The sequence below is a fragment of the Winogradskyella flava genome (genome assembly GCF_014243395.1).
In the GTDB taxonomy this organism is placed as follows: Bacteria; Bacteroidota; Bacteroidia; order Flavobacteriales; family Flavobacteriaceae; genus Winogradskyella; species Winogradskyella flava.
Map to the genome: position 1 here is coordinate 920746 of NZ_JACLCP010000001.1, position 22274 is coordinate 943019.

A 22274-nucleotide genomic window follows, 5' to 3' on the forward strand; every position below is an offset into this window, starting at 1 on the left:
TTACTTTTTTAGTTCGGTAAAATATTTATAAAACCAAGGAATAGTTTCGATGCCTTTAAGGTAATTCCAAATGCCAAAATGTTCGTTAGGTGAGTGAATGGCATCACTATCGAGACCAAAGCCCATCAAGATAGTTTTGCTATTAAGTTCTTTTTCAAATAATGAAACTATAGGAATACTTCCGCCACTGCGCTGAGGTATCGGAACTTTGCCAAACGTCTGTTCATAAGCTTTTGAAGCCGCCTTATAACCAATACTGTCAATTGGTGTCACGTAGCCTTGTCCACCATGATGTGGTGTTACCTTTACTTTAACAGCATCTGGTGCGATACTTTCAAAATGAGATTTGAATAGTTCGGTAATCTCCTCCCAATCTTGATGAGGTACTAGCCGCATTGAAATTTTCGCATAGGCTTTACTGGCAATCACAGTTTTAGCGCCCTCACCGATATAACCTCCCCAAATGCCGTTGACATCTAATGTAGGTCGAATTGAATTACGTTCGTTCGTGGTGTATCCTTTTTCGCCATAAACAGCGTCTATATCTAATGCTTTTTTATAACTATCTAATGAAAAGGGTGCCTTTGCCATTTCGGCACGCTCTGACTCAGAGAGATGCTCTACATTGTCGTAAAAACCGGGAATCGTTATATGATTGTTGTCGTCATGAAGCGTAGCAATCATCTTAGTTAATACATTGATTGGGTTTGCTACGGCACCACCATATAAACCAGAATGTAAATCGCGATTTGGTCCAGTGACTTCAACCTCTACATAACTTAAGCCACGCAAGCCTGTAGTTATTGACGGCACGTCTTTGGCGATCATTCCTGTGTCTGAAATGAGAATAACATCGTTTTCGAGTTTTTCTCTATTGTTAGTCACAAAAATGCCTAGATTCTCACTGCCAACTTCCTCCTCGCCTTCAATCATAAATTTCACGTTACAAGGTAGCTCATCATTCTTGGTCATATATTCCAAGGCCTTAACATGCATGTACATTTGGCCTTTATCATCACAAGCACCTCTTGCAAATATGGCGCCATCAGGATGCAACTCTGTCTTCTGAATAACTGGTTCGAAAGGTGGTGAATTCCATAAATCCAAAGGGTCTGGTGGTTGCACATCGTAATGTCCATATACCAAAACTGTTGGTAGGTCTTTATTTATAATTTTTTCACCATATACTATAGGATAACCATCCGTTTCACAAATTTCAACATGGTCGCAGCCAGCATTTTCTAGGCTGGTCTTTATGATCTCTGCCGTTTTTAGAACATCATTTTTATACGCTGAATCTGCACTAATAGATGGAATTTTCAATAATTCAATAAGCTCATTGAGAAAGCGATCTTTATTTTCGTTTATATAAGATTGAATGGTTTGCATAAGTGAATCAGATTTCTAACAAAAATAAGAAAACTAGGACGACTATTTTCTTGTTTAATTGCTATTTGAATTTATAAAGTATTGTTTATATTTGCAGTCCTTTTGCAGGCGTGGTGGAATTGGTAGACACGCTAGACTTAGGATCTAGTGCCGCGAGGTGTGCGAGTTCGAGTCTCGCCGCCTGTACAGAGATTAAAGCTTCAGTTGTTATACTGAGGCTTTTTTATTGTTTATTCTTTAATTCTGAAGCACGCATTGGCATACTATCAATTTTCGAAAATAAGGCCTCAGTGCTTAAAACATCATTCTGACTGAGTTTAATGCCACCATCCAAGCCTATTAAGACCATCTTGAATTCATCATCTTTAGCATTGTAGGTTTTATATAATTTTGAGTTTATAATCCAGTCACTGTCGTTCGAGTTCTCAATTCTGTATGTATTAGGATGTATTCTATAGATTAATAATTTTCGCTCAGATAGTTCTTTAGGCTTAAGCAATAAATTCTTAATTTGAAGTTCAGCCTTGTTAAATGTTTCAGTCTTAGAAACAACTAATAGAATACGGTTAGACCATTTATATTTTTCTAATTCTTGAGAATTAGAAATAGCCGATACTGATAACACGGCAATTAGGATTAGATATTTCATAAAACTTAAAATTCACTAAGGCGCGGGATTAGGAATGGCATTGTGGACGTTATCAATGGCTTTTATTATATCTTCTGATAATGAGATGTTGATGCTATCTATGTTTTCTTCTAATTGTTCAAGATTTGTAGCACCAATAATGTTACTGGTCAAAAACGGTCGTTCATTTACAAAAGCTAATGCCATTTGTGCTAAGTTCATATTGTGATCTTCCGCAATTTTTAAATAACGCTTTGTGGCTTCAGTCGCATGTTCACTACTATAGCGAGCAAACCTTGGAAATAATTTTAGTCGCGCATTATCTGCGGCAGTACCTTTAATATACTTACCAGACAAAACACCAAACGCCATTGGTGAATAGGCCAATAAACCAATATTTTCTCGATGTGCTATTTCTGCTAATTCACCATCAAAAGGTCTACACAGCAGTGAATATGCGTTTTGTATGGTAACCATTCTTGGCAAATTATTGTATTTAGCTTCTTCTAGGTAACGCATGGTTCCCCAAGCCCCTTCATTAGAAATACCAACCTGTCTAATCTTACCAGATTTTATAATAGTGTCAAGATTATGGAGAATTTCATTAAAATTATCTTCCCATGTATCATTAGGATTATGCACATAATCTCTATGGCCAAATAGTTTGGTTTCGCGTTCTGGCCAATGTAATTGGTATAAATCAATATAGTCGGTTTGTAAACGTTTTAAACTATTATCAATAGCTTCGTTTAAAGCACCTTTGCTAAATCCAGTCGTTCTAATATGCGCAGTATAATCTCCAGGTCCAGCAATTTTAGTTGCTAAAACCACTTTGTCTCTATTACCAGTTTTTTTAAACCAATTACCAATAATACGCTCAGTTTCGGCATAAGTCTCTGCAGTTGCAGGCACAGGGTAAAGTTCAGCAACATCAAAAAAATTAACGCCTTTATCTATTGCCATATCCATTTGAGCAAAACCCTCTTCTTGGGTATTTTGGTTGCCCCAAGTCATGGTGCCAAGGCATATTTTACTAACTTTTATATCGGTATTTGGTAATGTTGTGTATTTCATACTTACTTCCCACGAAAGTGGGAATCTTTTTAATGGTTAATTTTATATTGCAGTATCAAAAGCAAAAATAAGAAGACCTTTCATGTTCTTAAAACTTGAAAGGTCTAAAACTATGTTAAGGTTTTACTTTAGATTCCTGCGAAAGCAGGAATAACAAATCATATATCATTTAACAACTTAGAAATCTCGTCTAGTTTAGGTGTCAAAATCACTTCAATACGCCTGTTTTTTGCTTTACCCTCTGTAGTATTATTAGATGCAATTGGTGCAAATTCACCACGACCAGCAGCAGTTAAATTTTCCGGGTTAATAGATGCATTCTCTCTTAGGATGTTTACAATAGCAGTGGCGCGTTTTGTAGATAAATCCCAGTTACCACTTAATTGCTCATTGCCTTTGTAAGGATCATTATCAGTGTGTCCTTCTATGAGAATAGCAATATCAGGGTTTTCGGCCAATACACTTCCCAATTGTTGTACAGCTTTGCGACCCTCTGAACCGACAGACCAACTACCTGATTGAAATAAAAGTTTATTTTCCATAGATACATAAACCTTACCATCGCGTTGTTCAACTGTTAGACCTTTGCCCTCAAAATTGGTCAAAGCTTTAGATATAGCATCTTTTAAAGCGCGCATATTGGCATCTTTGGAGGCAATTACACTTTCGAGTTCGGCAACACGTTGCGAACGATTTTCAAGTTCTTTTTTGAGGTTATTCAAACGCTCATTTTCAGCAGCCAATGCTTGTTCCTTAGCTTCGAGTTGAGCTAATAGCTCTCTGTTCTTTTTCGAGTTCTTAGCTATTTCAGCAGAGCTGTTTTGTTCTAAAGCCGCATATGAGGCCTTTAAATTATCAAGATTGGATTTTGCCGCTGCATAGTCTGATTGTAGTTTATCGCGTTCGCTCACAGCTCTGCTATAGGCCGTTTGGAGCTTGTCTAAATCGTTTGATAATTTTGTTTTATCCTTGGAAAGAGCCTCAATATCGTCGGTTAAACTTCTATTTTCCTTTTTTAGATCTGCGTATTTTGTTTCGAGATCAGTATAGATTTTTTTAGATACGCAAGACGTGAATAAAGTTAGCGTTAATACGATTAATGAAATTCTTTTAATCATGTTTATTGTAGATTTATTTGTAATTATAAGTCAAGTTCCAATAAAATTGGACAATGGTCACTATGGACAGCTTCAGTGAGTATAACGCTGTGTTTTATTTTTTCTTGTAAAGGTTCGCTCACCATGGCATAATCTAATCGCCAACCCTTATTATTAGCTCTTGCGTTGGCGCGATAACTCCACCATGAGAATTCTTGTTTTTCGGGATGTAAGTGTCTGTAACTATCAATAAAGCCACTGTCTATGAAATTACCCAGCCACTCGCGTTCTTCGGGTAAAAATCCTGAAACGCCTTTCATTTTTGGATTATGGATATCAATCGCTTCATGACAAATATTATAGTCACCACATACAACAAGATTAGGCTTTTCTTTTTGCAGATTATTTAGATAGTCATGGATTAAATCCATGTATTCAAATTTATGGGCTAATCTCGCATCATTAGTTCCAGATGGCAGATACATACTCATTACTGAAACATTATCGTAATCTACCCTTAAATTTCTCCCTTCAAAATCCATGGAAGCTATACTGGTACCAAACTCTATATGATTCGGTTTGGTTTTACACAAGATGGCAACACCACTATAGCCTTTTTTCTGTGCGCTAAACCAATAATTGTAGTCGTAACCTGCTTCGGTGAACAAATCTAAATCTAATTGCTCTTCCATAGCTTTGATTTCCTGTAAACAAATCACATCTGGATTTGTCGCTTTTAACCAGTCAATAAAGCCTTTATTTATGGCAGCACGTATGCCATTGACGTTGTAAGATGCTATTTTCATTATGCGAATTTATAGTGTTGTTTTTGGTCATTGTCTATTATCGCTCTAAATTAAATAATACCCTACTTTTACACTATTATTTTGAGGCTATTTTAACAATAAAATAATCTAGCTTTTAAATAGTTATTATTCTACATGCAACGAGCGTTACTTTTATTATTAATTCTATGTTCTTTTTTGGGTTTTACTCAAGAAACCACTAGTAATTATAAGGTAAAGCGTATTGCTGTAAAAGATTCTATTCAAATAGATTCTGTTAGCATTAATCCATCAAAATTTGTGGTAAAGACTAAGGATGGAGAGGTATTGGATTCAACTTTGTACACAGTCGATTATGCAAAATCTATTTTAGTATTTAATAAGACGACTGATTTAGACACCATTCATGTAGAGTATTTGCGCTATCCTCAATTTTTAACCAAAGTATATAAGCAATTGGATGACAATGTCATCGTAGATAGGTCTAGTTCAAGAGCTTTATATAAGCTCGAAAACACTAATAAAAAAAGCACATTCACACCTTTCGATGGCTTAACCACGTCTGGTAGTATCTCAAGAGGTGTTACCATTGGTAATAATCAAAACTCCGTTTTAAATAGTGAGCTCGATTTGCAGATTTCGGGAAAGTTGAGCGATAAAGTGTCTTTGAGAGCATCCATACAAGATGCTAATATCCCATTGCAAGAAAGTGGTTATTCCCAGCGTCTTGATGAATTCGACCAAGTGTTTATAGAATTGTTTAGCGATAATTGGAATATACGCGCAGGAGACATTGACTTAGTGAACACCAACAGCTATTTTGCCAACTTTTCTAAACGTGTGCAAGGTTTATTTGTCAATGCTAATATAAGTGAAAAGACTTCAGTATTCGCTTCTGGAGCATTGGTTAGAGGCCAGTTTACAACAACGCAATTTACAGCACAAGAAGGTAACCAAGGGCCTTATAAATTGCGTGGCCCAAATAACGAATTGTTTGTGCTTATTGTTTCAGGTAGTGAAACGGTCTATGTTAATGGTGTGCCATTAGCGCGTGGTGAAAATAGAGATTACATCATTGATTATAATGCTGGAGAAATTATTTTTAACTCTACCTATCCGATTACTTCCGAAATGCGAATAACGGTCGATTATCAGTTTAGTGAACGTAATTATTCAAGATTCACTGCTTTCGGAGGAGGGTCGTATCGGTCTGAAAAATTAAATCTAAATGTTTCTGTGTATTCTGAGAGTGATGCTAAGAATCAACCCTTGCAGCAAAACTTATCTACAGAACAAACCCAAATTCTAGCTGATGCTGGAGATGATATGAGTTTAATGGTAGCGCCATCTGCAACTTCGGAATCCTTTTCTGAAACGCGAATTTTATATAGAAAAGACATTGCTAATGGTGAAGAGATTTTTGTGTTTTCCCAAAATCCGGAGGATGAATTGTTCAGCGTGCGCTTCACGTTAGTTGGTGCTAACCAAGGCAATTATATTTTGAGTAACGACAACGCTGTTTCCAATATTTTCGAATATGTCGCACCAATTGCAGGTGTAGCTCAAGGTAATTACGAGCCAATTACACAATTGGTTGCTCCTGAGCGTTTACAAATTGCTGTTCTGAATGGTACATATAAACCCACAGAAAAGACAGATGTATTTTTTGAACTGGCAGGAAGTAAAAATGATCTTAATTTATTTTCTAGTTTAGATGATGGCAACAATGATGGTTTTGCTGGAAAGTTGACACTAAAACAAAAGCTCATACAAACAGATAGCCTTTGGAATTTATCTGCTTTAGTAGATGCTGATTATATTAATGAAAACTTCAGGACAATTCAACGTTTGTATAGAGCTGAGTTTAATCGCGACTGGAATTTAGATAACTCTGAGAATAACTCGAGCTACCTCAACTTTGGTAATCAATTATTGTTGACCTCGGGATTGCAATTATCTCATTCTAAAAAAGGCACAGCCCAATACAATTTTGAACATTTGAGTTATGCCGATAATTTCAATGGGAATAGACATAATCTTACTGCCAATTTAAGATTAGGGAATTTCAGGGTGTTTACAAATTCTAGTTTTTTAAATAATGAAAGTACAATCAATCGCTCTACATTTTTAAGATCATTCAATCGTGCGGTTTATGGCAAGGATAAAAAATGGGTGGGCGCCAAATTTGCTACGGAAGATAATGAGCAAGTGGTTATAGCAACGGATTCCTTAACACCCTTAAGTCAAAAATTTAGAGCCTATGAAGCTTTTGCTGGTATTGGAGACAGTACGAAAGTTTTTATTGAGGTGGGTTATATCAAACGCTTTAATGATAGTTTACGTAATAATACAGTAGAGCGCGTCAACAGCTCAAACACTTATTATTTAAAATCAAGGTTGATTCAGAATAAAAACACCAATCTACAGTTATTTGTTAACTATAGGGATTTAAAATCTGAAGATGAAAACTTTGAGGATGAGCAGAGTTTGAATAGTCGATTAAATTTCAATCAGAAATTGTTTAATAACCTTATTTTATGGAATACTAGCTTTGAAACGAATTCTGGAACCTTACCACAGCAAGATTTCACTTATGTCGAGGTTGAAGCAGGACAAGGTGCTTATACTTGGATTGATTATAACGAGAACGGTATTCAAGAATTAAATGAATTCGAGGTGGCTCAATTTGCCGATCAGGGCAGCTATATTAGAGTCTTATTACCAAATCAAGTTTTTGTGAGGACACATCAAAACAGGTTAAGCCAGACCTTGACAATCAATCCAATTCAATGGAGCAAATCAGAACATAAGACCAAAAAGTTCTTTTCGCATTTTTATAATCAAACCTCGTTTTTAATTGATAGGAAAGTACGACGAGATGGTAATAATTTTAATCTAAATCCTTTTAAGGAAGATGAAGACAATCAACTGGCACTAAATAATAGTATTCGGAATGTATTATTTTATAATAGAGGTAAACAACGTTATACCACATCATATACCTTTTTAACCAATACCAGTCGTAATCTATTATCCATAGGTTTCCAGGAAAATAAGTTGACCAGTCATCAATTAAATTTCAACCATAAATTTGGAACAAATTGGCTGGTGAATGCATTGGCTAGTTTTGGCACTGACGAAAGCATTAGTGAAAACTTTGCCAACCGAAATTTTGATATTGAAGAAGAACGCTTTCAGCCTAAACTATCCTATTTGTTTAGTGAAAATGCACAGTTTGATATCTTCTATCAGTACACCTCAAAGGAAAATACCATTGGAAGTTTGGAATCCTTGGCTCAAAATAACTATGGTCTGTCTTTTACATATAACAATGCCCAAAAGATTGCACTGACGGGAGAGTTCAACTTCTTTCAAAATGAATTTGAGGGTAACGCCAATACTCCAGTGGCTTATCAAATGATGGAGGGTTTACAACCAGGAAAAAACTTTACGTGGAGTCTGTTGGCTCAAAAAAAATTAACAAAATTTCTTGATTTAAATCTGAATTATTTTGGACGAAAAACAGAAACGTCAAAGGTTATCCATACAGGCACAATTCAACTAAAGGCGTATTTTTAAAATAGAGAGAATTCCCACGCAACCTTTTTAAATATTCTACATCTATTGGTACAATTGTTGTTGCCTAACAACAATCTTAATCAATTAAACAATCAATAAATGAAAAAGTTGCTTTTAGTACTAATCGTGTGTTGCAGCGTATTGTCTGCAAATTCGCAAGAACAAAATGACAATCCTTATGCAAAGAACAATGAAATAAAAGCCAATGGCTTATATCTCGTCATTGGGCTTTTTGACTTTTCGTATGAACGCCTTTTAAATGAGGAATCTGCCGTAGGTATTAATGCTGTTTTACCCTATGATGAAGACATAAAAGACGATTTACAATATTATATTTCCCCTTATTACAGATTTTACTTTGGAAACAAATATGCGGCTGGGTTTTTTATTGAGGGCTTTGGTATGTTGAATGCTTCTGATCGCGAATTCGATTTTTTTATTGAAGACAATGATAGGGAATATGTCACTGATTTTGCTTTAGGAATTGGATTAGGTGGCAAATGGGTTACAAAAGGTGGTTTTATAGGAGAATTGAACTTTGGAGTTGGTAGAAATCTATTTAAATCGAACGAAACAGATTTAGACTTTGTAAGTAAGTTTAATATTGGTGTTGGTTATAGATTTTGAAAATACCTATATGAAAGAAAAGCCCAAACTAAAACTAGTTTGGGCTTTTCTTTTTATCTGTATTCAAGTTTATCACTTCATCAGCATCAACCATTCCTTGACATCGACTTCCTTTTTAATGATGTCTCGCAATGCCTCAATCCTAACACGCTTCTGCTCCATAGTGTCTCTATGCCGAATGGTTACTGTATTGTTTTCAATACTCTCACCATCAACCGTAATACAAAACGGTGTTCCAGCAGCGTCTTGTCGTCTATAGCGTCTTCCTACGGCATCCTTTTCATCATAAACTACATTAAAATCCCATTTAAGGTCATCTACAATAGTCTTCGCCATAGTTGTTAAAGCTTCATCTTTTCTGACCAGTGGTAAAATAGCAGCCTTTGTGGGTGCTAAAACGGCAGGAAGTTTTAATACGGTTCTTTCGCTACCATCTTCTAAAGTTTCGTCTTGTAAACTATTAGAGAAAACCGCTAAAAACATACGGTCTAGACCAATTGAAGTTTCTAATACATATGGTGTATAACTTTCATTATCTTCATGATCAAAGTATTGCAACTTCTTGCCTGAGTACTCTTCGTGTTGTTTTAAATCGAAATCTGTTCTGGAATGAATTCCCTCCAATTCCTTGAATCCGAATGGAAAGTTGAACTCTATATCTGTCGCGGCATCGGCGTAGTGAGCTAACTTTTCATGATCGTGAAAACGATAGTTCTCATCGCCTAGACCAAGGGATTTATGCCACTTTAAACGCGTGTCTTTCCAATAATCAAACCACTCTTTTTGAGTGCCTGGTTTTATGAAGAATTGCATTTCCATTTGTTCAAACTCACGCATTCTAAAAATGAATTGTCTTGCGACGATTTCATTTCTAAATGCTTTTCCTGTTTGAGCAATACCAAAAGGAATCTTCATGCGTCCAGTTTTCTGGACGTTGAGGAAATTTACAAAAATACCTTGTGCAGTTTCAGGTCTTAAGTATAAATCCATTGCAGTGTCCGCAGATGCACCTAGCTTAGTGCCAAACATCAAATTGAACTGTTTTACGTCTGTCCAATTACGACTTCCTGTCATTGGATCAGCGATCTCAAGTTCTTCAATCAACGCTTTAACATCAGCCAAATCTTCTTTTTCTAAAGATTGTCCTAAACGTTTAAGAATGGTGTCTATTTTTTCCTGGTAACCAAGAACTCTTCCATTTGTAGAAACAAATTCTTCTTTATTAAAAGCATCTCCAAAACGCTTTTCAGCCTTTTTAACTTCTTTGTTGATTTTGGCTTCTATCTTGGCGCAGTAATCCTCCACAAGAACATCTGCTCTGTAGCGCTTTTTAGAGTCTTTATTGTCAATTAATGGATCGTTAAAAGCATCTATGTGACCAGAAGCTTTCCATGTTGTTGGGTGCATAAATATGGCAGCATCAATACCTACAATGTTATCATGCATTTGTACCATGGCTTTCCACCAGTAGTCACGGATATTTTTCTTTAATTCAGCACCATTTTGTGCATAGTCATACACTGCACTTAATCCATCGTAGATTTCACTACTCTGAAACACGTAACCATACTCCTTTGCGTGAGAGATTACTTTTTTGAATTTGTCCTCGTTTGCCATGCTGCAAAAATAAAAAACCGCTCTAATTAACAGAGCGGTTTTTTAAAAATTTATAGTTAGTTATTATTTGAGTTTTATACTCGTGCCGCCGAGCTTTCTATCTTTATGAAATACATTGATAAAATAAAAGCCCTTGGAGAACGGTTGATCTTGGTCGTCAGCGACAATCGCTGTGCATATTTCCAAATTTTTATTATCGAAATTGAAATTTTCCTTTTTACTATAGATTAAGGATGCGTTACCAAAAGTAACCTCTCCTTTGTCTGCGACGACATTGCCTTGTGGACTCACAATCTGAATATAGATATCTTTTTTACCTTTAATGGTCAAAGGGTTTTCAGTAAGTTTTATACAAACATCGATGGCATTGGCACGTCTAGCTTTTTCTGTAAAACGTTTCTTACCCAATTTTAATTTATAGGATTTTGCTTCTACGCTGTTAACCTTTAATAAGGCTGCTTCGTCAATAGTCTTGTTTAAAGAATCGTTAGTTTCTTCGAGTACGTTAATCGCTAAGGTCTTTTTCTCTATGGTATTAAGGGCATAACGCTTTTCTTGCTGCAATTTTAAATTGGCAGCATTTAAGGAATCTATGGCACCTAAAAGTACACGACTCCTAGTTTTTAAGACTGAAAGTTGATCTTTAAATTTAGTGATTATAGATAAGTCACTTTTTAATAATCTTAAAGAATCTAAAGCTGATTTAGTTTCTAATTTTGCCTCTTGGAGCTGAGAAGACATAAGATCATAATCTTGGCTTAGTTCGTCGTAACTTGTCAATATTTCTGATAGTTCTTTTTCTATCAAAAATTTTTCTTGTTTCAGGAATTCTTCGTAGGATTTTATGGATTTGTAATTTGTAAAGCTATAAATACCTAAAACAGTTAAAACGACCAATAAAGAGCTTATAATTAATCTGTAGTTAAATAATTGAGGGTTAACTATCATTATTAATTTTACTTAGTTAATGCGAAATTAGAGTATATTAAACGGCGATTTTATTTTATTCGATTAAGTGATAAAAAATTTGTTAAACTTGTTTTTCCCAAAAGTCTGTGAAGCATGCAGTAATGTTTTATCGGATAACGAGTTAGTAATTTGTACGAATTGCCGACATCAGCTACCTATTACCAATTTTCATTTTGATCATATTGAAGCTGTCAAAAAAGTGCTTTACGGACGTGTAAAACTCGAAAACGCGACCGCACTTTTACATTTTTCGAAAAAAGGAATGGTGCAACAATTACTTCATAATTTGAAGTACAAAGGTCATAAGCAAATTAGTGGCTTTTTTGGTAAGTGGCTTGGTGCAGAATTATCCAATATTGAAGGTTATAAGACAATAAATGTGGTTGTACCAGTGCCACTTTATAGAACGAAATTACGGAAACGAGGTTACAATCAAGTCGCTGATTTTGCCAAGGAAATTGCAAAGTGCCTAGATGCCGAGTATAACGATTCGGTTTTAATAAAGACTAGAGCAACAAGAACCAAGGTTTTTGAAGGGCGTTTATCGCGCTGGAATGATGATGGTGCTGTATTTGGTATAGCCGAGAATACATCCTTACGCGGAAAACATATATTGTTGGTAGATGACATCATTACTACTGGAGCTACTGTTGAGGCTTGTGCTACAGAATTGTTAAAAATTGATAATATTAAGTTAAGTCTTGCCACGATGGCAATTGCCGATTGATTTTTTCGTTTCTTGATTTTAAAATTGTTTCTTTGTGCTAAATTATCTTGGGCAAATGCGTTCATCTTCAATGCGAATTTTTAATATTCTTTTTTTTGCTTTATTATTAGCAAGTTGCGCCAATCGTGGTTCACCTACTGGAGGAGAAACTGATGAAGAACCACCTGTTATTGAAAAAGAAGTTCCTGAAAATTTCTCAACGAATTTTGATGCGGAGGAAATCAGAATTTATTTTGATGAATATGTGAAAATTGAAGATTTAAGAAAACAGCTTATTATTTCTCCACCAATGGATACAGATCCTGTCATTGTACCCATGGGAGGGGCGAGTAGATATATCTCCATTAAGATAAAAGATACCTTACAAGACAATACCACTTATGCTTTTAATTTTGGTGAAAGTATTGTAGACAATAATGAAGGAAATCCTTATCCTTATTACCGTTACGTGTTTTCAACTGGTGATACTATAGATTCACTTTCGGTAAAAGGTTATGTGGAAGATGCGTTGTTAAAAGAACCCGATCCTTTTGTTTCCGTGATGCTTTATGAGGTAGATTCTACATATACGGATTCTATCGTTTATAAAGAAAAACCAAGATATATAACCAATACACTCGACAGTTTAACAACATTTAGTATCGACAATATAAAAGCAGGAACTTATAAACTCATTGCTTTAAAAGATAAAAATGGGAATTATAAGTTCGACCAAAAGAATGATAAAATTGGTTTTGTGGAAGAACATATTACTGTACCATCTAATGAAGAATACAAACTCACCTTATTTAGCGAAGCTGTAAATTTCAAAGCTGTAAAACCCAAGCAAGATGGTGCTACAAGAATCATATTTCCATATGAAGGTGATTACGAATCGATGCGGATTAAAGTCCTTGGAGATACACCCGAAGACTACCAAACGAGAATAGTAAAAGATCCTAAGACAGACACACTTTATTATTGGTATAAACCCAAGTTTGAAATTGACACGACATTTTTCGTTGTTACGAATGAAAAGTCTGTAGACACTTTTAAGCATCGTTTTAGAAATCTAGAAGCCGATTCCTTAACTATTAAAACGGTAATATCCGGAACATTAAATTTTGACCAAGATTTTATGTTAGAAGCCAATACACCATTGGTTAGTATTGATAAATCTAAAATTAAACTTATTGATAAAGATTCTTTGGATGTTGATTTTGAAGTGGAGTACGATTCTATCTTTAATCGATACACTTTTCCAATTAAAAAGGAAGAAAGTCAGAAGTATAATTTCACCATGTTGCCAGGTACATTTATGGACTTTTATGAAGACACGAACAAAGATACCTTAAGCTTCAGTGCCCGAACCAAATTAAAATCGGAATACGGAAATATTAGGGTAAATCTTAGAAATGCTAAGTTTCCATTAATAGTGCAATTGGTGGACGATAGAGGTGATGTTGAGTATGAGCGCTATGCAAAGGATTCACCTGTAGTTGATTTTACGGATTTGGTACCAAAGCAATACAATTTGCGTGTTATTTATGATTCTAATGCGAATGGTAAATATGATTCGGGAAATTATCTGTTAGGCATTCAGCCAGAACGTGTGAGTTATGCACCTCAAATAGAAGCAGTGCGTTCTAGTTTCGACTTTATTATTGATTTTATGCTTCTAGATTAAAAGTATCTCTATCTTTTAAGAAGCCCAGTTTTTCGCGATATTTTTTAATATGCGATTTTTCTAATGTGACTATTTCTATGGTTTCTTCGTTTTCAGGGATAGAATCGAGTCTGTTGCCTAAAACATCATATGCACCAGAATGCCCAGAATATTCATAAGCATTACCATCCAAACCAACACGATTAACACCAATGCAATAACTCATGTTTTCAATAGCTCTGGCTTTTAGGAGTGTGCCCCAAGCATTTACTCTGACTTTTGGCCAATTAGCAACATAAAGTGAAAGATCATAGTCTTCCGTATTTCTCGCCCAAACAGGAAAACGTAAATCATAGCAGATCATTGGGCAAATCTTCCATCCTTTATAATCTAAAATCACTTTTTCAGTGCCAGCTGTATAAACCTTATGTTCGCCAGCCAAGGTGAATGTATGTCGCTTATCATAATGAGTGATCTTTCCAGAGGGCTCTACAAAAACCAAACGATTATAATATGTGTCGTTTTCTTGAATAACCAAGCTGCCCACAATCGCTGTGTCTTTTTTGTTAGACAGTGTTTTTAACCAATTTATGGATATACCATCCATGGTTTCGCTTACAGAAGCAGCATTCATGGTAAAACCAGAAGTAAACATCTCAGGTAAAATAATAAGGTCAACACGTTCTAAAGTATTGACCTTATTTTCAATATTATTTCGATTGGCTTCGGGATTTTCCCAAACCAAATCGGTTTGTACAATAGCAACTGTTAGGGCATTGCTCATAGTTTATAGCTTTTGTTTTGCTTTCGCTACTTTTTCTGTAAGTTTTTCAATTTTCTCTAGCCATTTGCTTTCGTCTACTGGAGATAATTTCCCTTTCTTTTTGAGCTTGTCGTATTTCTTTTGAGCTTTAGATAGATTGTCTTGGGCTTTCTTGTAATTTTCTTTAATCTTCTGTTCCTTTTTTAAAGCTTTTTCTGCCTTTTTGCGGTCTTTTTCTGCTTTTTTGGCCGCCTTTTCAGCTTTTTTCTGATCTTTTTCTAGTTTATTGGCTTCTTTTTCTTTTTTCTTTTCGGCCTTCTCTTTCTCCTTTCTCGCTTTTTCCTCAGCTTTCATCTTTTCGGAAATCATTGTAGCTTCTTTTAAAATGATTGCTTTATCTTCAACACTGAGTGTTTCCGTAACATCTTCGCCGTTTAGAAAGATTTTTTCGTCTTTAACTTCATAAGTGTTTCCATCTTTTTCAACCTTCTGTGCAAATGTCAATAAAGAAAATACTAAAAGGATAAGTGTAATGTAATATTTCATGAGTGTGTAATAGTTTTAGTTTAGTAATAAGACACAGAAAAGTACAAAAAGTAACTTAAATTCTGCACAATATTTCTGATGCTTTTATTAAGGTTTCATCAGTTTTTGCAAAACAGAAACGCAACACGTTATCGTCTTTGTCTTTTTCGTTAAAAACAGATAACGGAATTGAAGCCAATTGATAATCTTTGGTCAGGCGTTTGGCAAAATCCACATCATGCTCATCTGTTATATCGGAATAATCTAGCACCTGAAAATAAGTGCCCTTAGAGGGCTTAAATTTAAACCTTGATTCCGAAATTAGACTTAAAAATAGGTCGCGCTTCTGTTGAAAGAATGTATTTAAGTCTAAATACGTACCTGAATCTTGCATATAATCGGCAATGCCTTTTTGCATAGGATGATTCACGGAAAACACATTGAACTGATGTACCTTTCTAAATTCCACCATTAGATGCTCTGGCGCACAACAGTATCCAACTTTCCAACCTGTATTGTGAAACGTCTTTCCAAAAGAGGCCGTAATAAAACTCCGTTGCTTTAGGTCTTCAAATAAACAGACACTTTGATGTTGCTCATTGTCAAAAATAATATGCTCATATACTTCATCACTTAAGACAATAATATTGGTGCCTCTGGTTAATTTCTGAAGTTGAAGCATATCGTTTTTAGTCCAAATCGTTCCGCTAGGATTATGAGGTGTATTTATAATGATCATCTTGGTTTTTGATGATATATGGGATGCAACTTCATTCCAATCTACCTTGTAATCAGGTGCAGATAGTTGAATAGCGATTGTTTTTCCGCCGTTGAGCTCAATGGCTGGTTGGTAACAATCATATGCAGGCTTAAAAATGATGACTTCGTCTTTAGGTCTAATAAAAGCTGAGACTATCGTGTAAATGCCTTGTGTGGCGCCAGCCGTGACCGTGATTTCCTTTTCGGGATGATAGGTTGAATTATAGAGCAGTTGATACTTGTTAGAAATAGCAAAGCGCAAGTCTAAGTTCCCTGCCATTGGTGCATATTGGTTGTAGCCATTATTCATAGCATTGGTGACCAAATCATTTAATCTTTGTGAACTTGGATAATTAGGAAAGCCTTGTGATAAATTAAGCGCCTTATACTCATTGGCTAGAGCACTCATTACCGTGAAAATGGTGGTGCCTACATTAGGTAGTTTTGACTGGTGTTGCATAAGTTGAAAGATACTAAATCCTCTGATATTCCGTTTGACTTATATGAAAAAAACTATACTTCTATTAGTATTCATTTTATTGTTATTTGGAGTCTCAAAAAGAGAAAATCCGATTAAAACAATTCATGTTTTTGTCGCTTTGTGTGACAATGCCAATCAAGGTATTGTTCCTGTACCAGCTAAGCTTGGTAATGGACAAGATCCGAAGAGCAATTTATATTGGGGAGCGTTATACGGAATAAAAACACATTTTAAGAATAGCGAAGATTGGTCCTTGGTTAAAACTATGAAATCAGATAACCCAAAGATTTTAGAACGTTTATTGTTTAAGCACAAAAGCTCTAATACTTTCATGTTGGCGGATGCTTATGACGGCAAATACATTAAACAAACCACAATAGATTTTTTAGAGGCTACAGCAGGAAGAAATGAGGTTTCTATCGCCTATAATTCTTCTAAGTTGAGCTTTGGTGGCAATTCGAAATTGTTAGCTTATGTTGGTCATGATGGCTTAATGGAATTTAATGTTGATGGTGATTTCTCTGCAATAAATGACACCAAACGAGATGCTATTATTTTGGCTTGTGTGAGTAAGACTTATTTTAAACCCTACTTTGAACAAACCAAAGCCAGTCCATTAGTTTGGACTACTGGTTTAATGGCTCCTGAAGCCTATACCTTAAAATCAGCAATTGAGGGTTGGGTAGCAGATGAAACGGATGTGCAAATTCGAGAACGTGCAGCACAAGCTTACCATAAATACCAGAAGTGTGGAATTAAAGCTGCTAGACGTTTATTGGTCACGGGATACTAAAATTTTATTATAATCTATTTATTTAGTATCTCGCAATAATTGATACCTGTAGCGATAATCAAAATTTGTATATTCGATTCAAGTTTAGGTGAATTTGGAGAAGATTATAGACATTCTATTCAATGGCTTTAGTATTGCAGGTATTATTCTTGGTCTTTACTTACTGTTTTCCGGATTACAATTAAAATATGTAAAAACCTATTTTCTAAAGGCGTGGCTGATCATTATAGTCATGCAAATTGTATTCTATTTATTGAATCTCAACGCGGTTTTACCCAACTACCTTAACATCAATTATTTTGCTTTTCCTTTATGCATGCTTCATATGCCACTCTTTTATTTGGCGATTGTGGATCTAACCAAAATAAGACGAATTACAGGTTTGGAAAAAGCCTTACATGTTTCTTTCTATCTGGTTTATGTGGCTTGGTTGGTTTCGATTGATATATCAACAGTCAAAGATATTCTAGTAATTAATGGTTTTATAAGTTTACCATCCGGTTTATCGTCTTTCACTTATGCTTTTGTTGGCATTCCCTTGGCCGTTGTAAGTTTAGTTTATAGTATACTTTGCCTCATCGCTATGTTTCAGTATAAGAAACTGTTAAAAGCTAATCTTTCCAATACGGATAAATACCAATTGCATTGGATTACATATTTGGTTTGGGCAATTATTTTGCTCTTTATCCTTATTTACTTAGTTATAATTGCACGCACAGATTTTATGTTGACAAAAGCAAGTATAACTTTTAAACTTGTTAATATATTACTGTTCTTTTTTTTATTGGCCTTTGGTGTAAAGTATCAAAAGCAGCTTATTTATTTCCTAAAAAATGAGGTTGTACCTCTAGAGATTCCTGCCAAAACAAAATACGTAAACTCTGGTTTAACAAATGAAAACATGGTGCTCATCGCTCAAAAGATGAACTTACTTATAAAATCCAAAGAACTTTATCTAGACGAATATTTGACGCTTCAAAAAGTTGCAGATGTACTGGAAGAATCACCACAAAGTATCTCACAAACGCTTAACGACCATCTAAGCACTAACTTTTACACTTATATAAATACTCTACGCTTGGATCTTGCCGAAAATAAGCTTCAGGATCCTAGTTTTTCTAAGTTGAGTATCATGGGAATTGCCATGGACTCAGGCTTTAAGTCTAAGTCTACTTTTTATAAACTCTTTAAACAAAAAACTGGAAAAACACCGGCGGAATATAGAAATTTAGAGTAATTATTTCCGTCCCGATTTAAATAGACCTCTCATAAAACCAAGGTTCGTAAACTTGGAAAAACAAATTTTATGAGAACATTATCTATTATTTTATTGAGTAGCTTAATTCTACTCTTTTCAAAAGAAAATCTAACCTCTAATTCGCAAAATGCTACATTAGAAATTCGTGTTACAAACATTAAAAAACTAAAAGGTAATTTGATGGTTGCTGTATTTGATGCTGAATCTAAATTTTTAAAAGATTACAGTTTTGCAAAGCGAAAAAAAGTCAGTGCAAAAGAACATATTTTAGTGTTCGAAGATTTACCACAGGGCACCTATGCTGTAAGCATATTTCATGACGAGAATAGCAATAATAAGCTGGATAGTAATTTTCTAGGCATACCGAAAGAACCTTATGGGTTTTCTAATAATCCAAGTACACTTTTTGGGCCACCCTCGTATGAAAAAGCTGCCTTTAAAATTGATGAGGCTATAAAAACTATTACTGTAGAATTATGAAGTTGCGCGCTTTTCACACATTGTTTTTCTGGTCAGGTGCTATAACAATGGTGGTAATGTCCATGCATTATTTTCAGAACCATATCAGTGGAATTCTAAAAGGTAAAATCTTGGTTGATCAACTATGGTATCATATCGTTTTTAGGATACATATTGTTTTTGGAATGATAGCTATGTTTGCTGCACCAACACAGTTTTCTCAAACACTAAGACAACGGTATATGCTTTGGCATAAAAGGTTTGGTTATATCTATGTGGTTTCAGTACTTTTAAGTGGTGTAAGTGGGTTTGTTATAGCGCAATTCGCCATGGGCGGAATAATGTCCAGAATTGGTTTTACGATCTTATCAGTTATTTGGTTAGTTAGCACGTATAAGGCGATTAGTTCTATAATCAAAAAGAATATCGTAGGTCATCAAAAGTGGATGATACGAAGTTTTGCTTTGACATTTTCTGCAATTCCGTTACGATTGATGCTCTTAATTCCACTATTTTTTAATGTTGAGTTTATAGAAATTTATAAATTGGCGTCTTGGTTATGCTGGATTATAAATTTGACTATTGCAGAAGTTATTATCAGTCAGAATAAAGGTTTACAAACTATTTAGTATTGAAACCTGAGAGATTCAAATATATCATCACATCGTTGATACAAGTTTTAAGATTGTCTTTTATCTCGTGTGTCCAGAACCGAAATACAACATAATCCATATCTTTTAATTGCTGATTTACTTCTCGGTCGCGTTGCATGTTGCGTTCTATCTTTGGAATCCAAAACTTGCGATTGCTTTTCAGTTTTTCTTTGCGCTCATTCCAATTATAACCATGCCAAAATTCACCATCTATAAAAACGGCGAGTTTGTATTTTTTGATGCTTACATCTGGTCGTCCAGGTAGTTGCTTGCTGTCTAAACGATAACGGACGCCTTTTTTCCAAAGCGCTTTTCGAAATATAAGTTCTGGTTTAGTATTCTTACCACGTATTTTGCTCATTTGCCTAGAGCGTTGTTTTGTGGTGTAGAAACCTAATTCTTCGTTGAATCTTGGGACTTTTATTTTGGGTTCATCATAGCTCATTTATTTCAACATATCTTTTATGATCTTTAAATGATGGTTAGTATGGACCTCTAAAAACCGATAGACCCTTTTGGTATTTATATCCCCAAATAAAGGATGTTTAAAAAAAGCATTTGTATCTAAATTAGCTATATTTTTAACATTGGATCTAGCACTTTCAAGCTGTGATATTAAATCCGCTTTTAAAATCACCTCGGGCGGTATGACATGTTTTGGTGCCTTTCCTTTTCCTCTCGGAAAATAACCAAGAGCTAAAAATAACTTTCCTAAGACACTAAAATTATTTTGATATAACCCAAAATCTGAAGTTTCTAACGCTGTAGAAACATTATTAATGACTTTAAGGCAATGATCTAGTTGCCAACCTACAGTAGATTTGGATACTTTGAGGTTGTTTTCTTCAAATCGAGGGATATAGGATTCTATGGTATCAAGATAAATAGAAAGCTTGTGAGTATTTTTCATATTCACTAAAAATAACAAAAACCCTCACATTTCTGTAAGGGTTTATATTTACAAATGAGATACTGAAACGAGTTCAGTATGACAAAATTAGTAACGGTAATGCTCTGGTTTATAAGGGCCTTCGACTTTTACACCAATATAATCTGCTTGGTAGTCTGCTAATTCAGTAAGCTCAACACCAATTTTTTCCAAGTGAAGTTTAGCTACCTTCTCGTCCAAATGCTTTGGCAACATATATACCTCGTTTCCATAAGCCTCAGCGTTTTTCCAGAGTTCTATCTGCGCTAAGGTTTGGTTAGTAAATGAGTTACTCATTACAAAACTTGGGTGACCTGTTGCACAACCTAAGTTAACTAGTCGACCCTCAGCTAAGATGATAATATCTTTTTCGTCAATGGTATACTTGTCTACTTGAGGCTTAATCGTATCCTTAGTATTTCCATAATTTTCGTTTAACCAAGCCATTTGTATTTCATTATCAAAGTGACCGATATTACACACTATGGTTTTGTCTTTCATCGCTTTAAAATGCTCTGCTCTAACAATATCTTTATTTCCTGTAGTAGTAATTACAATATCAGAGTTCCCAACTACAGTTTCCAATTTCTTAACTTCAAAACCATCCATCGCAGCTTGTAAAGCACAAATTGGATCGATTTCTGTAACCGTTACTATACTTCCAGCACCTTTAAAAGACGCTGCAGTGCCTTTGCCAACATCACCATAACCACAAACAGTAACGCGTTTTCCGGCCAACATAATATCAGTTGCTCTACGAATCGCATCTACTGCAGATTCTTTACAACCATACTTATTATCGAACTTAGATTTCGTTACAGAATCATTAACGTTAATTGCAGGCATTGGTAGAGTTCCATTTTTTACGCGCTCGTAAAGTCTGTGAACGCCTGTAGTGGTTTCTTCAGATAACCCTTTAATGCCATCAGCCAAATGTGGGTATTTATCTAAAACCATATTGGTTAAATCGCCACCATCATCCAAAATCATATTTAATGGTTGTCTATCCTCACCAAAGAATAAGGTTTGCTCGATGCACCAATCAAACTCTTCTTCTGTCATGTCTTTCCATGCATAAACTGCAGTTCCAGCAGCAGCAATTGCAGCAGCAGCTTGATCTTGAGTAGAGAAAATATTACAAGAACTCCACGTGACTTCGGCACCTAGGGCTTGTAATGTTTCGATTAAAACAGCAGTCTGTATGGTCATATGCAAACACCCTGCGATACGTGCACCTTTTAGGGGCTGCTCGTTTTTATATTCTTCACGTAAACTCATAAGACCTGGCATTTCAGCCTCAGCCAATTCAATCTCTTTTCTTCCCCAAGCCGCAAGCGACATATCTTTCACCTTATTAGGTACGTAAGCAATTGTTTTTGTACTCATATTTTTATTTTGTCTAATTTTTAAAATTGTACTTGCCTTTGGGTTTATGGCTTAAATAACTAAATTCGCTACATCAAAAATGCCAAATTCGCCTAAGGCGATGCAAAGATAATCATTAGGATTTAGAATATT

The 22274-nt window shown here is 35.2% G+C and carries 21 protein-coding genes and 1 tRNA gene; 9 read left to right on the forward strand and 13 right to left on the reverse strand.

Translation table 11 applies throughout. From position 1 onward, the window contains the following. The gene (locus H7F21_RS04085) at positions 1–1389 is read right to left on the reverse strand and encodes a dipeptidase (RefSeq protein ID WP_185787944.1); all 1389 of its coding nucleotides are present in this window, start codon (positions 1387–1389) and stop codon (positions 1–3) included. 104 nt (positions 1390–1493) lie between these two features. Here H7F21_RS04085 and H7F21_RS04090 point away from each other — a divergent pair. After that, a tRNA-Leu gene (locus H7F21_RS04090) sits at positions 1494–1575 on the forward strand. 37 nt (positions 1576–1612) lie between these two features. On the opposite strand, the gene H7F21_RS04095 is transcribed toward H7F21_RS04090, so the two are convergent. From H7F21_RS04095 to H7F21_RS04110, 4 genes are all read right to left on the reverse strand, one after another. After that, positions 1613–2038 carry a DUF4174 domain-containing protein gene (locus tag H7F21_RS04095; RefSeq protein ID WP_185787945.1) on the reverse strand — a complete coding sequence of 142 codons (426 nt, stop codon included), beginning with the start codon at positions 2036–2038 and terminating at the stop codon, positions 1613–1615. A gap of 15 nt (positions 2039–2053) precedes the next feature. Continuing rightward, entirely contained in the window at positions 2054–3091 is a 1038-nt protein-coding gene (locus H7F21_RS04100) for an aldo/keto reductase (protein ID WP_185787946.1), read from the reverse strand. A 158-nt stretch (positions 3092–3249) separates the two neighbouring features. Next, positions 3250–4209: an OmpA family protein gene (locus H7F21_RS04105; protein WP_185787947.1), complete on the reverse strand. Its 960-nt coding sequence runs from the start codon at positions 4207–4209 to the stop codon at positions 3250–3252. 23 nt (positions 4210–4232) lie between these two features. Further along, on the reverse strand, positions 4233–4994 hold the full coding sequence (locus tag H7F21_RS04110) for an exodeoxyribonuclease III (protein WP_185787948.1): 762 nt from the start codon (positions 4992–4994) through the stop codon (positions 4233–4235). A 135-nt stretch (positions 4995–5129) separates the two neighbouring features. On the opposite strand from H7F21_RS04110, the gene H7F21_RS04115 reads away from it, so the two are divergent. Continuing rightward, positions 5130–8552, forward strand: a complete 3423-nt coding sequence (locus H7F21_RS04115) for a hypothetical protein (protein WP_185787949.1) — start codon at positions 5130–5132, stop codon at positions 8550–8552. A 99-nt stretch (positions 8553–8651) separates the two neighbouring features. After that, on the forward strand, positions 8652–9179 hold the full coding sequence (locus tag H7F21_RS04120; protein ID WP_185787950.1) for a DUF3575 domain-containing protein: 528 nt from the start codon (positions 8652–8654) through the stop codon (positions 9177–9179). Positions 9180–9251: 72 nt separating this feature from the next. On the opposite strand, the gene H7F21_RS04125 is transcribed toward H7F21_RS04120, so the two are convergent. Together H7F21_RS04125 and H7F21_RS04130 are read right to left on the reverse strand one after the other, a co-directional pair. Continuing rightward, a complete protein-coding gene (locus tag H7F21_RS04125; RefSeq protein ID WP_185787951.1) occupies positions 9252–10796 on the reverse strand; it encodes a glycine--tRNA ligase in 1545 nt (514 codons plus the stop codon). A 63-nt stretch (positions 10797–10859) separates the two neighbouring features. After that, on the reverse strand, positions 10860–11744 hold the full coding sequence (locus tag H7F21_RS04130; protein ID WP_185787952.1) for a hypothetical protein: 885 nt from the start codon (positions 11742–11744) through the stop codon (positions 10860–10862). An 88-nt stretch (positions 11745–11832) separates the two neighbouring features. On the opposite strand from H7F21_RS04130, the gene H7F21_RS04135 reads away from it, so the two are divergent. Both H7F21_RS04135 and H7F21_RS04140 read left to right on the forward strand, forming a co-directional pair. After that, positions 11833–12492, forward strand: a complete 660-nt coding sequence (locus H7F21_RS04135; RefSeq protein WP_221892422.1) for a ComF family protein — start codon at positions 11833–11835, stop codon at positions 12490–12492. A gap of 34 nt (positions 12493–12526) precedes the next feature. Further along, positions 12527–14158, forward strand: a complete 1632-nt coding sequence (locus H7F21_RS04140) for an Ig-like domain-containing domain (RefSeq protein ID WP_343067473.1) — start codon at positions 12527–12529, stop codon at positions 14156–14158. On the opposite strand, the gene H7F21_RS04145 is transcribed toward H7F21_RS04140, so the two are convergent. Genes H7F21_RS04145 through H7F21_RS04155 form a run of 3 tightly spaced genes read right to left on the reverse strand, consistent with a single transcriptional unit; the run spans position 14142 to position 16644 of the window. After that, positions 14142–14921 carry an amidohydrolase gene (locus H7F21_RS04145; protein ID WP_185787954.1) on the reverse strand — a complete coding sequence of 260 codons (780 nt, stop codon included), beginning with the start codon at positions 14919–14921 and terminating at the stop codon, positions 14142–14144. The two genes, H7F21_RS04140 and H7F21_RS04145, sit on opposite strands and share 17 nt — an antisense overlap. A 3-nt stretch (positions 14922–14924) precedes the next feature. Further along, the gene (locus H7F21_RS04150) at positions 14925–15446 is read right to left on the reverse strand and encodes a hypothetical protein (protein WP_185787955.1); all 522 of its coding nucleotides are present in this window, start codon (positions 15444–15446) and stop codon (positions 14925–14927) included. A 55-nt stretch (positions 15447–15501) separates the two neighbouring features. Continuing rightward, positions 15502–16644: a methionine aminotransferase gene (locus H7F21_RS04155; RefSeq protein ID WP_185787956.1), complete on the reverse strand. Its 1143-nt coding sequence runs from the start codon at positions 16642–16644 to the stop codon at positions 15502–15504. A gap of 43 nt (positions 16645–16687) precedes the next feature. Here H7F21_RS04155 and H7F21_RS04160 point away from each other — a divergent pair, with 43 nt between their 5' ends. From H7F21_RS04160 to H7F21_RS04175, 4 genes are all read left to right on the forward strand, one after another. Next, complete coding sequence (locus tag H7F21_RS04160; protein ID WP_185787957.1) at positions 16688–17458, forward strand: hypothetical protein; 771 nt, start codon at positions 16688–16690, stop codon at positions 17456–17458. 94 nt (positions 17459–17552) lie between these two features. Beyond that, complete coding sequence (locus H7F21_RS04165) at positions 17553–18695, forward strand: helix-turn-helix domain-containing protein (RefSeq protein WP_185787958.1); 1143 nt, start codon at positions 17553–17555, stop codon at positions 18693–18695. A gap of 69 nt (positions 18696–18764) precedes the next feature. Next, complete coding sequence (locus tag H7F21_RS04170) at positions 18765–19196, forward strand: DUF2141 domain-containing protein (protein WP_185787959.1); 432 nt, start codon at positions 18765–18767, stop codon at positions 19194–19196. Then, positions 19193–19804 carry a DUF2306 domain-containing protein gene (locus H7F21_RS04175; protein WP_185787960.1) on the forward strand — a complete coding sequence of 204 codons (612 nt, stop codon included), beginning with the start codon at positions 19193–19195 and terminating at the stop codon, positions 19802–19804. Before H7F21_RS04170 ends, H7F21_RS04175 begins: the two co-directional genes overlap by 4 nt. On the opposite strand, the gene H7F21_RS04180 is transcribed toward H7F21_RS04175, so the two are convergent. The 3 genes from H7F21_RS04180 to ahcY form a co-directional block, all read right to left on the reverse strand. Next, positions 19797–20273 (reverse strand): very short patch repair endonuclease, encoded by a 477-nt coding sequence (locus H7F21_RS04180; protein ID WP_185787961.1) that lies wholly within the window; start codon positions 20271–20273, stop codon positions 19797–19799. The genes H7F21_RS04175 and H7F21_RS04180 overlap by 8 nt on opposite strands. After that, entirely contained in the window at positions 20274–20738 is a 465-nt protein-coding gene (locus tag H7F21_RS04185) for a DUF1569 domain-containing protein (protein WP_185787962.1), read from the reverse strand. It abuts the gene before it with no gap. An 87-nt stretch (positions 20739–20825) separates the two neighbouring features. Continuing rightward, the gene (gene ahcY / locus H7F21_RS04190; protein WP_185787963.1) at positions 20826–22142 is read right to left on the reverse strand and encodes an adenosylhomocysteinase; all 1317 of its coding nucleotides are present in this window, start codon (positions 22140–22142) and stop codon (positions 20826–20828) included. Between the last annotated feature and the right edge of the window lie 132 nt (positions 22143–22274).